The organism is Nocardia sienata NBRC 100364 (genome assembly GCF_001613205.1).
Classification (GTDB): Bacteria; Actinomycetota; Actinomycetes; order Mycobacteriales; family Mycobacteriaceae; genus Nocardia; species Nocardia sienata.
The window spans coordinates 268268-282332 of record NZ_BDBX01000021.1 but is presented as its reverse complement, the minus strand read 5'-3'; the positions used below and the strand labels follow the sequence as shown (position 1 = coordinate 282332).

The following is a 14065-nucleotide window of genomic DNA, read 5'->3' as shown; positions in this document are numbered from 1 at the left end:
ACAGCCTCAACCCCGCGCGCGTCGGCGCGCCATGAACACAGCTAGTCTTTGGACGTGATCCTGCGTCGTGACACCACCGGTTCGGACGTGCCCGCGTCCGATACCGCCCGTACCATCCGACCACCGTCACCGCACCCTTCCGGGGCCCGCCCGCCGGAGATTCCCGCGGAACTGGTCCCCAGGCATGTCGCGCTGGTGATGGACGGCAACGGGCGCTGGGCGCAGGAGCGCGGGCTGCCGCGCACCGCGGGCCACGAAAAGGGCGAAGCCGTGCTCATGGACACCGTCGAGGGTTGTATCGAGATCGGTGTGAAGTGGTTGTCGGCATACGCGTTCTCCACCGAGAACTGGCGGCGCAGCCCGGACGAGGTGCGGTTCCTCATGGGATTCAACCGGGATGTGATCCGGCGGCGGCGCGACGAGATGCACGAGATGGGGGTGCGGGTGCGCTGGGCGGGACGGCGGCCGCGACTGTGGCGCAGTGTGATCCGGGAGTTGGAGACCGCGCAGGAGTTGACCAAGGACAACTCCGTGATGACCTTGACCATGTGTGTCAACTACGGCGGCCGTGCCGAGATCGCCGATGCGGCACGGGAGATCGCGCGCCGGGTGGCGGCGGGGGAGATCGATCCGGAGAAGGTCGGTGAGGATACGATCGCCCGGTTCCTGGACGAGCCCGATATGCCGGATGTGGATCTGTTCCTGCGGCCCTCGGGGGAGTTCCGTAGCTCGAATTTCCTGATCTGGCAGTCGGCGTACGCCGAGTTCGTCTATCAGTCGACATTGTTCCCGGATTTCGATCGGCGCAATCTGTGGGAAGCCTGTCTCGAGTACGCGCGGCGGGATCGCCGGTTCGGGGGTACCAAATGAGTGGCGAGGCCGAATCGGGTGCGCTGGCACCGGATCTGGAGTTGCAGGCCCGGGCCGGCGCCGGGCTGGGGCTCTACGATATCGACGTCCGGGTCGACAACGACGGTTCGCTGCGTTTCGATTTTCAGGGCGCGCTGTGTTCGTTGAGCGCGTTCACATTGACTCCTGGGCTGGATGTGCTGTCGCTGACGTGCGTGCTGGCCTGGGATCGGCCGCTCAAACCGCAGTTGCACAAGCGGGTGGCCGAACGGAATGCGTCGCTGCAGTTCGGTTCGATCGCGGTGATCGCGCATGACAAACTCGCCGATGTGATCATGCGCTATACCTTCCCGGCGGCCGGCCTGGACGATATGGCGTTGACCACGATGCTGTTGCTGGTGCTCGGTGGCGCCGGTGAGGCGCGCAAGGGTCTGGTGCCCTGACCTGATCAGGCCGGGTCGGTGGCTGCTGTGGAACCGGTCGCCGACCGGGTGCGGCGGCTTTCCGGGTCGCCGTACGGGAACAGGATGTCCACACCGCGCAGGTACTGATCGCGGACCGGATCGCCGAGCAACAGATGCTGGAGCACATATCCGGGGAGCAGCCCGAAGAGCGCGGCGGCGACCGCGTCCACGTCGGCATCGGGCGGTAGCCATCCGGCCGCGTGCATCCGTTCGGCGTATTCGTGCCACATTCCCCGGATGCCCGCCAGCGTGCGGCGTACGGGTTCGGCCGCCTCTTCGTCGACGAGGGCCAGTGACCATGCCTGCGGCGCCAGCCGTATCCGGCCCTCGGGGCCGCTCTGGGCGTCGATCCATTTCGTCATCCGCCCTAGCAATTCGGCCGGGGTGGGGAGCGGGTCGCTGTGGATGGCGGCCGTCATCTGCGCTCGGATATCCCCGGCGGCGGTCGAGGCGAGCGCGATGACCAGTTCGTCCTTGCTCTTGAAATAGCGGTAGACAGCGCCCGCGGACAGGCCCGATTCGGTGAAGACGTCCTGCATGGAGGTCTGGTGGAAGCCCTTGCGGACGAAGCAGATACGGGCGGCGTCCAGGATCTGTCGCCGACGGCGTTCCAGGTGTTCGTCACTGACTCGGGGCATGTCTCCAAACTAAAACGAATGTTCGTTCTTGACAAGGTTCGGGGGTGGTGGGACGGTGAGTACACCTAAAAAGAACGAGCCTTCGATTTTCTGGGGAGAACGTCATGAACGTCATCCAGCGCGCCGTGGCACTCGGGGTGGGCGCGGCCCTGCTGCAAGCGTTGATGCTGATCGCTTTCGCGTGGCCGGCGACGAATATCGCGCCCCGGGATCTACCGCTCGCCGTCGCCGGTCCGCAGGCCGCGATGGTCGAGGCCCGGCTGACCGGCCAGAATCCCGGCGCCTTCGACCTGACGGTCGTGCCCGACGAAGCGGCGGCGCGCGCGGCCATCGGCGACCGTGAGGTCTACGGTGCGATCGTGACCGGGGGTGGCGCGCCCCGGGTGCTGGTCGCCTCCGGCGCGGCCCCCGCGGTCGCCCAGCAACTCACCCAGATCGGCCAGCAGATGTCCGGCGCGCCGACCGCGCCGGTGGAGGATGTCGTCCCCGCCGACCCAGACGATCCGCGCGGAGCGGGCTTCGGTGCCATGGCGCTTCCGCTGGTCATGGCCGGTATCGCGGGCGGTGTGCTGCTGACCCTGCTGGTTCCCTCCGCCGGTGGTCGGGCGCTCGGGGCGTTCGTGTTCGGTATGGCCGGTGGTCTGCTGAGCATGCTCGTCGCCCAGACATGGCTGTCCATCGTCCCCGGTAGCTACCTCGCACTGTCGGTGGTGGCCGGACTGGTCTCCTTCGCGGTCGCCGGCACGGTCGCCGGTCTGGCCACTGTGATCGGCCGGGCCGGTATCGGCATCGCCGCGCTGACCATGCTGCTCATCGGCAATCCGTTCTCCGCCGCCACCGCCGCTCCCGAACTGCTGCCGCAGCCGTGGGGCACGATCGGGCAGTTGCTGCCCCCGGGTGCCGCGGCGTCGCTGCTGCGCTCGGTGGCGTTCTTCGACGGCGCGGGCGCGCAGCGTCCGGTGCTGGTCCTGCTGGCGTGGGCGGGATTCGCACTCGTCCTGTTCGGCATAGGGGCGATCCGCGATCGTGCCCGTGCCGAGTCGGTGCCGCCCGCCGAGCCGGCTCCGGTACCGGTCACCGCGTGAGACGCGGACGGAATACGGCGAAGGCCGCTACCACCGGGTGGTAGCGGCCTTCGCCGTGGTTCGGTGGTTGCTCCGGGTTGCTAGCCCCGGCCGACCGCGGAGCAGGAGTGGCAGGTTCCGAAGATCTCCAGCGTATGGCTGACCTCGGTGAACCCGTGGCTGGAGGCGGTGCTGGCCGCCCACGCCTCCACGGTCGGCCCGGCGACCTCGACCGTGCGGCCGCAATGGCGGCACACCAGGTGGTGATGATGGCCGGTCGAGCACTGCCGGTAGACCGATTCGCCGTTGTCGGTGCGCAGGACATCGACCATCCCGGCGTCGGCCAGTGATTGAAGTGTGCGGTAGACGGTGGTGAGTCCGATCCCCTCGCCGCGCCGGCGTAGCTCGTCGTGTAACTCCTGAGCCGACCGGAACCTGTCGATATCCTCCAGTAGCGCGGCGATCGCATTGCGTTGCCGCGTGGTGCGAATACCGACTGCTCTCTGTGTGGCGGTCCCTTTGCCGGTGACCAGGTTCTCGGACACGAATTACCCTTCTTCTTCGGCGTGCGCTACTGCGTCGACCACGATATGCGCCAGATGGTCGTCGACGAGTTCGTAGAGGACCTCCCGGCCCGATCGCTCACCGTGTACCACCCCGGCCGATTTGAGAATCCGCAGATGCTGGCTGACCAGCGGTTGTGTAACGCCGAGGGCATCCACCAGCTCGTGCACACAGCGCGGCGACTCCCGCAGTTGTAGCACGATGGCGATGCGAACGGGTGCCGCGAGTGCGCGCAGCAGTTCACCGGCGTTCTCCAGTACGGTCCGGGTGGGTATGGGGACCGGTGCCGGGGAGCGGTAGGGATTGTGCTGCCCGGCGGCGGCGGTGTCGGTTGTCATGGTCCACTCCTTATTGGAAACCGGTCCCATTTTGATATGCATGGGTATGCATGTCAAATATCCATGCCGGTGCCGGCGAATCGCGCTCGCGTGGATACGCCGGCGGTGCTCCGGGCACGCGGGGCTGCGGATGGGCCCGGCCCGCGGCCACCTACTAGGCTGTACCCGATCAGCCGCGCACGGCAGAGCAGCTACCGTGGGCAACTGCGATCACGTCGCCCGGTCCGGGCAGCGTAACTACTGGCGATTCGTAGTGGATGGAGAAATCTCGCGTGGCACCCAAGTCGAAGGTGGACACCGTTGCCAACCTCGCCAAGCGCCGGGGCCTGGTGTACCCGTGTGGTGAGATCTACGGCGGTACCAAATCGGCGTGGGACTACGGTCCGCTGGGCGTCGAACTCAAGGAGAACATCAAGAAGCAGTGGTGGCGCTCCATGGTCACCAGTCGCGAGGATGTGGTCGGCCTCGACTCGTCGGTGATCCTGCCGCGCCAGGTCTGGGTGGCCTCCGGCCATGTCGAGACCTTCTCCGATCCGCTCGTCGAATCCCTGCACACCCACAAGCGTTACCGGGCCGACCATCTGCTCGAGGCCTACGAAGCCAAACACGGCCACCCTCCGGCCAACGGACTCGCCGATATCAACGACCCGGAAACCGGCCAGCCCGGCAGCTGGACCGAGCCGAAGAACTTCTCCGGCCTGCTGAAGACGTTCCTGGGCCCGGTGGACGACGAAGAGGGCCTGCACTACCTGCGGCCGGAGACCGCCCAGGGTATCTTCGTGAACTTCGCGAATGTGATGACCACCGCGCGCAAGAAGCCGCCGTTCGGTATCGCCCAGATCGGCAAGAGCTTTCGCAACGAGATCACCCCCGGCAACTTCATCTTCCGCACCCGCGAGTTCGAGCAGATGGAGATGGAGTTCTTCGTCAAGCCCGGCGGAGACGCCGAATGGCACAAGTACTGGATCGACACCCGTTTCTCCTGGTACACCGATCTGGGTATCGACCCGGAGAACCTGCGCCTGTACGAGCACCCGAAAGAGAAGCTCTCGCACTACTCGGCCGGTACCACCGATATCGAGTACCGCTTCGGTTTCCAGGGCGGTGAATGGGGCGAGCTGGAAGGCATCGCCAACCGCACCGATTACGACCTGTCCACTCACGCGAAGCATTCCGGCGCGGAACTGAGCTACTACGACCAGACCACCGAGGAACGCTACGTCCCGTACGTGATCGAGCCGGCCGCCGGTCTCACCCGGTCGCTGATGGCCTTCCTGGTCGACGCCTACGCCGAGGATCAGGCCCCGAACGCGAAGGGCGGCGTGGACACCCGTACGGTGCTTCGCCTGGATCGTCGCCTCTCGCCGGTCAAGGCCGCGGTGCTGCCGCTGTCGCGCAACGCCGAGCTCACCCCCAAGGCCAAAGACCTCGCCGCCCGGCTGCGCAAGAACTGGAACGTCGAGTTCGACGACGCCGGCGCCATCGGCCGCCGCTACCGCCGCCAGGACGAGATCGGTACCCCGTTCTGCATCACCGTCGATTTCGACACCCTCGACGACCAGGCGGTCACGGTGCGCGAACGCGACACCATGACCCAGGAGCGGATCGCCCTGGACCAGGTCGAGGGATATCTGGCGCAGCGGCTGATCGGCTGTTGATTCCGGGGTCCGGCGCTGAGAGCACGAGAACGCCGGCGCGAGACGCGGACCGTGTTACGGTCGCTCCCGCGCCGGCATCCGTGCTCGAGCAGGGCGGATCAGGTCGGGCGCCGTGGGGTTGTGGTGCTGTCGTAGCGCGTCGTGTCCTTGTTACGCTTCGCCAGCCCCCCGAGCCCGAGTAGACCGAGCAGGCCCAGCAGGCCCCACAGGCCGGTCTTGTCGCTTTCCTTCTCGTGATCGACGTCCACGTCGTTCTGCGCGATCACCGTCGGCTGCGGCTGTTCCAGTGGCTCGGCGGCGGCAACGCCGACTCCGCCGAAAGTCAAAACGAGGGACGACAGAGCAACTGCAATGGTCTTGCGCATGTACGTCTCCTTTTCCTCGTTGGGCGAGTCGGCAGTACCCGGGCCCGATCGCACCAAACCGCACGCGGAACAATGAGCTGCCGACCTGGCCTCACGCCGGTAGGACGGCCGGGCATTCTGGTTCGGGGTGCGAGCCTGCCGCATTTCGAGCACTGCCGTGGTCCCGGCGCGGCCCACCGGAGCCGTCGACGATTTTCGCCTCCGTCCCACCGGCCCGGTTGGCCGCACCCGGCTGCCGGATCGGGCAGGCCCCGCCGGCCGGGCCGGTTCCCCGACGGCTGCCGCGCACATCGCTAGCATCGGGGGCGTGATCACCATCGAAACCTCCTACACCGGCCATGTCTCAGCGGGTTCGGCGCCGCAGCGCCGCGAGGTCCCGGGCGCCCGGGTGACCAAGATGTCGGTCGGCCCGATGGACAACAACACCTACCTCGTCCAGTGCGCCGCCACCGGAGCCGCCCTGCTCATCGACGCCGCCAACGACGCCGACCGGATCATCGAGCTGATCGAGCAGGAGACCACCGACGGGGTCGGCCTGATCGTTACCACCCACCAGCACGGCGACCACTGGCAGGCCCTGGAAGCCGTAGCCGCCGCCACCGGCGCCCCGACGGCGGCCCACGCACTCGACGCCGACCCGCTTCCGGTGACCCCGCGGCGCATCCTGGCCGAAGGGGACACGGTCACCGTGGGCGACCTTTCCCTCGAAGTGATCCACCTGGTCGGGCACACCCCGGGGTCGGTCGCCCTGGCCCTCACCGACGGCTCCGGCCGAACCCACCTCTTCACCGGCGATTGCCTGTTTCCGGGGGGCGTGGGGAAAACGTGGCGCTCCGAGGATTTCACCACGCTGCTCGACGGCGTGACGACCAAGCTTTTCGGTCGCTACGGTGACGATACGGTCGTATATCCGGGACATGGCGACGACACCACTCTCGGTGCCGAGCGGCCGCGGCTGGCGGAATGGAAGAGCCGGGGCTGGTGATCCCGGCGTGAGGCCGCCCCGGCGCCGGGGGCGCGGAGTGTCGGCCGCGAAACTGTCCAGAAGGGGCCGGTCGGCGCCGGTATGTCAGGGGCCGAGGCCGAACTCCGCCGGTGGATCGATCGCGGGATTGCCGACGGTGAAGGACTTTCCTGAGGGCACTGCCAACGAGCTGTGCCGGCGGTCGCAGGGTGAGGTGATCGAGCTGCTCGGCCGAAGGCTCTGCGGCCCTTTACCGCACCGTGGACGTGGTTTCGAATCGCGCCGATCAAGCGGCGCATACGTTTCGAGTCGCCGAAGAACGCGGCACGCCGCGATTACCGGCGGGGCCGCGTGATTCGGATCGGTCACTGCCGATTCCCGGGGAAGGCCCGCAACACGCCCTGCGCCCGCACCACCTCCGCTGGAAAAGGAAACTTCCTCGCCGGAGTGATAGAAGCGCCATCAGCCGCTGGGGAACGCCCCCGTAGGGTCGTGTTCGGGCATTCGACGTACGCCTGCTCCAGGCGGCCGTTACCGGAGCAACGGCGCCGCGTGCGGTGCGTTTCAGGACAGTTCGACGAGTTTCTGTCGGAGCCAGCTCAGGGCGGTGGCGCCGCCGGCTACCCGGTAGCTCGGGTAGCTCTGGTGGATACCGGACTGCACGAAATCGTCGACCTGCTTCTTACGTTCCTCGTAGGCGTTGTTGTTGAGCTGGTCGTGCAGCAGACCGAGCCCGCCCGCCGCCAAGGCGTCGTTGAGCAGCTGCATCCCGAGGGTCTGGTAGTTGCCGAACTGGGTGGGGTCGGCATTGGAGACCTGGGCGAAGAATCCGGCGATCCGGGCGGCGAAATCACCGTCGGGGGTCGAGCAGTACAGGTCGCCGACAGCGCAGAACGTGTAGGTGCGGTTGCTCAACCAGCCGAAACCGGTCAACCGGGGGCCGCCGGCGCCGGCGCCCTGTACCGGTGGGCCGACGAGGTTGTCGAGGGGGGAGCGGCGGGGGTCGGCGATCAGACCGACCAGGCCCACCCGATCCGGGGGGATCACGCCGAGGCCGGTGCCGATCTCGGAGGCGAGGTCCCCGGCGGCGTCGGCGCCCTGGCTGTAGCCGAGGAGCGCGAATCGGGTGTTGCCGCAGCGTCGTGCCACATCGGAGATCAGTCCGCGCGCACCGGAGACCGCCTCGTTCTTGGAACGGCCGTAGACCTCGCCCTCCCACGGGAAGGCGGTGGCGGTGTAGGCGACGTAATCGGTGTGGGCGCTGCCCGGCAGATCGTCGGCGGCCAGGGCGAGCATTCCCTTGCCGGGCTCGGACTTCGACGTCTCCCAGGTGCCCGGGATCGCGACCACATACAGGTCGGGGCAGTTCGCGGGCGCCGCATGTGCGGTCGTGGCCACGGCGGGCGCGAGGACCGACGCGAGGGTTACCGCCATACCGGCGGTGGCGCTCTTCCATCGAGAAAACATCGTGTGCTCCATGTGCTCACCGAGACGGCCACCGGCCGTTCGCCTGTTCCCAGAATTCCCAAAACAGTCGACGGGCATGCCACGCCTTTGTGGTGTGACGTGTGGTGCGAGGTCGTGGTACCCGATGGATGGATCGGAGGCACTTCAGATCTCGCCGGGGGATAGCCAAGCACATCGGCGCCCGTTCCGAAAGTCGAATCTACCGGTGTTCGGCCCTGATCAACGGGATATTCACCGTCCGGCGCGCTGTGCCGTGAAAAGCGCCCGCTCACTGCGGTTTCGGTAACCGATCGGTGTGCCGCGCGCACTCCGTACCCGGGGCGTGCTCGAGGGAGCGGGTGGGGTCCGGCGTTCACGCACCAGCGGCTCGGTCCTCACCCGATCGGGGGGCGGCGGTGGCGACCCGTTCGCGGCCGTGTCGGGTGAGGTGCGCGGCGAAGCTGCGGTCGGGGTGCGGAACGCCGGCGAGTCGCGCGGCCGGCTCACCGAGTGGACCGGGACGCCGGTGACGCGGCCGGGGCGCGTGAAGCGAGATGCTCGACTACGGTTTCCCGGCCGTGGCGGGGTCGCTGCGCGGTGGGAGCAGCCGGCGAGCGGGGTTTCTTCCCTCCGCGGGAGGGTCGCTGATAACGATTCGGGACCCAAGAAGCGCCCCCGTCTGGCCGGGGGACCGGTGCCCGGGCCGCTCGGTCCACGTCCCGCCCGACGCCGCCGGCCGTTCCGTCTCCACATGACCAGCGCAAATATCGAATCCTCGCGTTACGGCGGTGTGCGGCACCTGTGCTCGCGCGGTGTCAGCGGCCCGGAACCTGCCTGGCAGACTTGTGGCGTGACTTGGACACCAGTGCCTACACGACCGGATTCGCGTGCCGATTCCGGGTCTGCGCGCGGGATCGGTGCCGAGATCCTGCGCTGGGCCGGGCGGCTGCTGGGTGGCGCCCTGGTGGTGGGGATGATCCTGGTCGGCGGTACCGCCGTGCGGGTGTGGCAGGTGGCGCGGATCGAGGACTACACACCTGCCGACGCCATCGTGGTGCTGGGCGCCGCGCAGTACTCCGGAACACCGTCGTCGGTGTTCGAGGCGCGCCTGTATCAGGCAGCGAGCCTGTACGAGCAGGGAGTGTCCGACCTGGTCATCACGGTCGGTGGCAAACAGGAGGGCGATCTGTACACCGAGGCCGCCTCGGGAAAGATGTACCTGATGGACGCGGGCGTCCCGGAGGACGCCATCCTCGCCGTCGAGACCGGCTCCGACACGCTGCGCAGTGTGGAGGCCGTGGCCGCCGCGATGCAGGAGCGCGGACTCGGTTCCGCGGTGCTGGTCAGCGATCCGTGGCATTCGCTGCGGACCCGCACCATGGTCCGCGACGCCGGACTCGACGCCTGGACCGCGCCCACCCGCACCGGTCCCGCGGTGTACACCCGGGAATCGCAGGCGCACGGTATCGCCCGGGAGACCGCCGCTCTGCTCTGGTATCAGCTCACCCACTTCTCGGCGGATTTCAACTACACCGCCGGGCAGTGAAACCTGCACCCGCCGGTGCCGGCGGGACCTCCCGGCCGGTCACTGCCCGATGGCAGACTGGGTGCGGTGATCTACACCGAGCACGACCGCGAACGCCTGGTCGGTGAGGCGCCCAAAACGGCCGGCCTCGCCGGTGCCGGAGCCCACGGAAACGGGCACCGCACCGAATTCGCGCGCGACCGTGCGCGCGTACTGCATTCGGCCGCGCTGCGCCGCCTCGCCGACAAGACCCAGGTGATGGGTCCGCGCGACGGGGACACGCCGCGTACCCGGCTCACGCATTCGCTGGAGGTCGCCCAGATCGGCCGCGGTATCGCCGACGGCCTCGGCTGCGACCCCGATCTGGCCGAACTCGCGGGTCTGGCGCACGATATCGGGCACCCGCCCTACGGTCACAACGGCGAGAAAGCGCTGGATATCTTCGCCACCGATTTCGGCGGGTTCGAGGGCAACGCGCAGAACCTGCGGATCCTCACCCGGCTCGAACCGAAGGTCCTCGATTCCTACGGTGGCAGCGTCGGGCTCAACCTCACCCGCGCCGCGCTCGACGCCGCGATCAAATATCCGTGGCATCGCACCGAGGCGGGCGGCAAATTCGGCGCCTACGAGGCAGACGCCGACCGGTTGTCCTGGGTCCGCAAGGGGGCCCCGGATCGGCGGCCGGCGCTGGAATGCCAGGTGATGGACTGGTCCGATGATGTGGCCTACTCGGTGCACGACGTGGAGGACGGCATCATCGCCGGCCGGATCGATCTGCGCGCCCTGGCCGATCCGGTGGAGCGGGTCGCGCTGGCCGAGCTGGGGCATGTGCAGCATCGCGGCCTCTCGGTCGACGATCTGGTGGCCGCCGCGCAGCGACTCTCCGAACTGCCCGTCGTCGGGGAGGTGTTCGTCTACGACGGCACCCTCACCAGTTCGGTCGCCTTGAAACGGCTCACCAGCGAACTCGTCGGCCGGTTCGCCAACGCGGCGGTCGTGGCGACGCGTGCGGCCCATTCCGGTCCGCTCGCCCGCTACTCCGCCGACCTGGTGGTGCCGCCGGTGGCCGCCGCCGAGGTCGCCGTCCTGAAGACCGTCGCGCTGCGCTACGTCATGTCCGATCCCGACCACAAGCTGCGCCAGGCCGAGCAGCGCGCCCGCCTCACCGCCGTCGCCGAACACCTGCTCGCCACCGGCCCCGCCGAGCTCGATCCGCTGCTGCTGCCCTGGTGGGAGACCGCCGCCGACGACAGCGCCCGGGTCCGGGTGATCGTCGACCAGATCGCTTCCTACACCGAGAGCCGCCTGGAGCGGATCGCCGCCACCCTGGATTGAGACGGTGCTCACCGCTGTCGGGCCCCGGGCCTTCGCCGGCCGGTGGCTACGGCTCCTCCTCCTCCCGGCCGCTCCGAAGCCGGGGCGTACGCGCGGTCGGGGTGCTCGGGTTCCGGCGTGTACCCGCTCGCTTAGACTCGACTCCGTGACCGGACGAATACCTGCTCGCGATATCACCGCCATTCGGGAGCGCGTCCGGATCGAGGATGTGGTGGGCGAGTACGTGGCGCTCAAACGGGGCGGCGCGGACTCGATGAAGGGGCTGTGCCCGTTCCACGACGAGAAGTCCCCGTCCTTCCACGTGCGGCCCAACCACGGCCTCTTCCACTGTTTCGGATGCAACGAGGGCGGCGATGTGTACGCCTTCCTGCAGAAGATCGAGCACATCGGTTTCGTGGAGGCCGTCGAGCAGATGGCCGACCGGATCGGCTACCGGATCAACTACGAGGGCGGCGGGACATCGGTCCAGCGCGACCGCGGCACCCGGTCCCGGCTGGTGGCCGCCAACGCCGCCGCCCACGAGTTCTATATGGAACGGTTGCGCGGCCCCGATGCCACGGTCGCCCGTAAGTACCTCACCGACCGCAACTTCGACGAGGCCGCCTGGACCCAGTTCGGCTGCGGCTACGCCCCCGACGGCTGGGACACCCTCACCAAGCACCTGCTGAACCGGGGTTTCGATTTCAAGGAACTCGAGGCGGCCGGTCTGTCCCGGCAGGGCCGGCGCGGCCCGATCGACAGGTTCCATCGGCGGCTGCTGTGGCCGATCCGCAATCTCGGCGGCGATGTGATCGGTTTCGGCGCCCGAAAACTCTTCGAAGACGACACCATGCCGGGCAAATACGTCAACACCCCGGACACCCTGCTGTACAAGAAATCCCAGGTACTGTTCGGCCTCGAACACGCCAAACGCGAGATCGCCAAGGGGCACCAGGCCGTGGTCGTCGAGGGCTACACCGATGTGATGGCCATGCATCTGGCCGGGGTGAAAACCGCCGTCGCCGCCTGCGGTACCGCCTTCGGTGACGACCACCTGGCGATCCTGCGCCGGCTGCTCATGGACGACAACTTCTGGCGCGGTGAGATCATCTTCACCTTCGACGGCGACGCCGCCGGTCAGGCCGCCGCGCTCAAGGCCTTCCTCGGTGATCAGAAGGTCGCCGGGCAGACCTATGTCGTGGTCTCGCCCGACGGCCAGGACCCCTGCGAGATGCGCCAGCAGTCCGGTGACGCCGCGCTGCGCGATATGGTCGCCCGCCGCGAACCGCTGTTCGATTTCGCGTTGCGCCAGGAGATCGCCAAACGCGAGGACAGTCGCACCCGGGCTCTCACCTACGACAGCCAGGTCGAGGTGATGCGCTGGGCGGTTCCCATCGTCGCCCAGATCAAGGACCACGGCCTGCGCAAACGCTACGCGACCCAGCTCGCCGAATGGACCGGTTGGCAGGATCCGCAGCTGGTGTACCGCCGGGTCGACGAGGAGGCCCGCAAGTTGCGCGGCGCGGCGGCCGCCCCACCCACTCGTACCCCCCGCAGCGAGCAGTCCGGTCCCACGCCGCCCGCCGCCCGTCCCGACCCCCGGGACCCGGTACTGCGTTCCCAGCGTCAGGCCCTCGCCGCCGGTCTGCAGTACCCGGAGATCGCCGGTCCGGCGTTCGACGCCCTCGAGGTCGACGCCTTCACCCACCCCGCCTATATCGCCGTCCGCACGCTCATGGCCGACGCCGGGGGAGTGGCGGCGGGCCTGTCGGGTGCGGACTGGGTAAGCGCGATCAGCGACCGCACCGACGACCTCACGCTGCGTGCCCTGGTCTCCGAGCTCGCCAGTGAACCGCTGCCGGTGAAGACCACCGGCGATATTCCCCGGTTCATCACCGGAGTCCTCGCCAACGCCCAGGCCGCGCTGGTCGGCCGGCAGATCGCCGAACTCAAGTCACGGCTGCACCGTGTCTCCTCCGTGGACGAACCGGAGACCTATATGGCGCTGTTCGCCGACCTCGTCGCTCTCGAGCAGTATCGCAAGAGCCTGCTGGAACAGGCCATGGGCACCAGCGAATTCGGCGCGGCCTGAGCCCGCGGTGGGCTATCGCCGCCGCAGTTGATCGTGCGGGACCATCACGGTGGTGCGCTCGTCGAGCGGCTCCATCGGCTCCAGCTTCGGCTGGGTACTCAACTTGTCCGACAGCTTCTGTCTGCTCACCTGCACCAGCTTGCGCGTCACCGGGCTCCCCGCGACCGCTCGGGCACTCGCGCTGATCTGCTCATAGCGTGCCCGCCCGGCCTTACTGCCCAGCACATAACCGGCAGCGATACCGATGATCAACCGCAACATTGTGGGTGGAGCTCCTCCCAGTAGTCCGTGCCGACCCATCCTGCCCGACGGCACCGACACCTGTCGATCCGGTCCCCACGGCCGGTCGGACCCCGTTTCGGCCTCCCACCTCGGCTCGACCCGGCGATTTGGGCGCGCACCGACCCATACGCTAGAGTTTCCTCTCGGTCGGCCCGGTACGGGCGCGGCCACCGAGCAATCCCCTATAGCTCAATTGGCAGAGCAGCCGACTGTTAATCGGCAGGTTACTGGTTCGAGTCCAGTTGGGGGAGCATAAACAGCAGGCAGGCCCGATAGTAAGGCTTGACCTGCTGTTCTTTTTGGCCGATCACCAAAAGCACCAAAGGTTCCACGCCGAACTTCCATTCAGTCGAACGATATGGCGATCGTCGCGGCCCGATGAGGGGGCAGTTTCACGGTCGAGGTCGCCATGAAACGGGTCCACCCCGGAAACCGGCCGAGTACGACGACGCCGTGTCGCTGCGCACCGATGTGCGGGAGCATTGACCGAGTGGAGACGCTG

14 protein-coding genes and 1 tRNA gene are annotated in these 14065 nt (G+C 68.0%); 9 read left to right on the top strand and 6 right to left on the bottom strand.

The annotated features are described in order from the left end of the window. Positions 1–54 precede the first annotated feature (54 nt). Both NS4_RS14160 and NS4_RS14155 read left to right on the top strand, forming a co-directional pair. Positions 55–870, top strand: coding sequence for an isoprenyl transferase (locus tag NS4_RS14160; protein WP_063059999.1), 816 nt, complete (start codon positions 55–57; stop codon positions 868–870). Continuing rightward, positions 867–1292: a CesT family type III secretion system chaperone gene (locus NS4_RS14155; protein WP_157106036.1), complete on the top strand. Its 426-nt coding sequence runs from the start codon at positions 867–869 to the stop codon at positions 1290–1292. The genes NS4_RS14160 and NS4_RS14155 overlap by 4 nt, the downstream gene beginning before the upstream one ends. A 5-nt stretch (positions 1293–1297) precedes the next feature. On the opposite strand, the gene NS4_RS14150 is transcribed toward NS4_RS14155, so the two are convergent. Beyond that, positions 1298–1951 carry a TetR/AcrR family transcriptional regulator gene (locus tag NS4_RS14150; RefSeq protein ID WP_063059957.1) on the bottom strand — a complete coding sequence of 218 codons (654 nt, stop codon included), beginning with the start codon at positions 1949–1951 and terminating at the stop codon, positions 1298–1300. 104 nt (positions 1952–2055) lie between these two features. On the opposite strand from NS4_RS14150, the gene NS4_RS14145 reads away from it, so the two are divergent. Continuing rightward, positions 2056–3036 (top strand): hypothetical protein, encoded by a 981-nt coding sequence (locus NS4_RS14145; protein ID WP_063059956.1) that lies wholly within the window; start codon positions 2056–2058, stop codon positions 3034–3036. Positions 3037–3116: 80 nt separating this feature from the next. On the opposite strand, the gene NS4_RS14140 is transcribed toward NS4_RS14145, so the two are convergent. Both NS4_RS14140 and NS4_RS14135 read right to left on the bottom strand, forming a co-directional pair. Then, positions 3117–3560, bottom strand: coding sequence for a Fur family transcriptional regulator (locus tag NS4_RS14140; RefSeq protein ID WP_174552093.1), 444 nt, complete (start codon positions 3558–3560; stop codon positions 3117–3119). 3 nt (positions 3561–3563) lie between these two features. Continuing rightward, positions 3564–3917: an ArsR/SmtB family transcription factor gene (locus tag NS4_RS14135; RefSeq protein WP_030523140.1), complete on the bottom strand. Its 354-nt coding sequence runs from the start codon at positions 3915–3917 to the stop codon at positions 3564–3566. A 257-nt stretch (positions 3918–4174) separates the two neighbouring features. Between NS4_RS14135 and NS4_RS14130 the strand changes: the two genes are divergently transcribed. Then, on the top strand, positions 4175–5575 hold the full coding sequence (locus tag NS4_RS14130) for a glycine--tRNA ligase (protein ID WP_174552092.1): 1401 nt from the start codon (positions 4175–4177) through the stop codon (positions 5573–5575). 98 nt (positions 5576–5673) lie between these two features. On the opposite strand, the gene NS4_RS14125 is transcribed toward NS4_RS14130, so the two are convergent. Further along, positions 5674–5940, bottom strand: a complete 267-nt coding sequence (locus tag NS4_RS14125; protein WP_084487237.1) for a WGxxGxxG family protein — start codon at positions 5938–5940, stop codon at positions 5674–5676. 310 nt (positions 5941–6250) lie between these two features. On the opposite strand from NS4_RS14125, the gene NS4_RS14120 reads away from it, so the two are divergent. Next, the gene (locus NS4_RS14120) at positions 6251–6925 is read left to right on the top strand and encodes an MBL fold metallo-hydrolase (protein ID WP_439955788.1); all 675 of its coding nucleotides are present in this window, start codon (positions 6251–6253) and stop codon (positions 6923–6925) included. Positions 6926–7468: 543 nt separating this feature from the next. Here NS4_RS14120 and NS4_RS14115 read toward each other — a convergent pair. After that, positions 7469–8371 (bottom strand): cutinase family protein, encoded by a 903-nt coding sequence (locus NS4_RS14115; RefSeq protein WP_084487233.1) that lies wholly within the window; start codon positions 8369–8371, stop codon positions 7469–7471. A gap of 952 nt (positions 8372–9323) precedes the next feature. Between NS4_RS14115 and NS4_RS14110 the strand changes: the two genes are divergently transcribed. The 3 genes from NS4_RS14110 to dnaG all read left to right on the top strand — a co-directional run bounded on the left by NS4_RS14110 (position 9324) and on the right by dnaG (position 13281). Then, complete coding sequence (locus tag NS4_RS14110) at positions 9324–9896, top strand: YdcF family protein (RefSeq protein ID WP_245665392.1); 573 nt, start codon at positions 9324–9326, stop codon at positions 9894–9896. 69 nt (positions 9897–9965) lie between these two features. Then, positions 9966–11210, top strand: coding sequence for a deoxyguanosinetriphosphate triphosphohydrolase (locus NS4_RS14105; RefSeq protein ID WP_439955787.1), 1245 nt, complete (start codon positions 9966–9968; stop codon positions 11208–11210). Positions 11211–11355: 145 nt separating this feature from the next. Next, the gene (dnaG, locus tag NS4_RS14100; RefSeq protein ID WP_063059953.1) at positions 11356–13281 is read left to right on the top strand and encodes a DNA primase; all 1926 of its coding nucleotides are present in this window, start codon (positions 11356–11358) and stop codon (positions 13279–13281) included. 12 nt (positions 13282–13293) lie between these two features. On the opposite strand, the gene NS4_RS14095 is transcribed toward dnaG, so the two are convergent. Further along, positions 13294–13542: a hypothetical protein gene (locus tag NS4_RS14095; RefSeq protein WP_030523130.1), complete on the bottom strand. Its 249-nt coding sequence runs from the start codon at positions 13540–13542 to the stop codon at positions 13294–13296. Positions 13543–13741: 199 nt separating this feature from the next. On the opposite strand from NS4_RS14095, the gene NS4_RS14090 reads away from it, so the two are divergent. Then, positions 13742–13814: transfer RNA gene (locus tag NS4_RS14090), tRNA-Asn, on the top strand. The last annotated feature ends 251 nt before the right edge of the window (positions 13815–14065 follow it).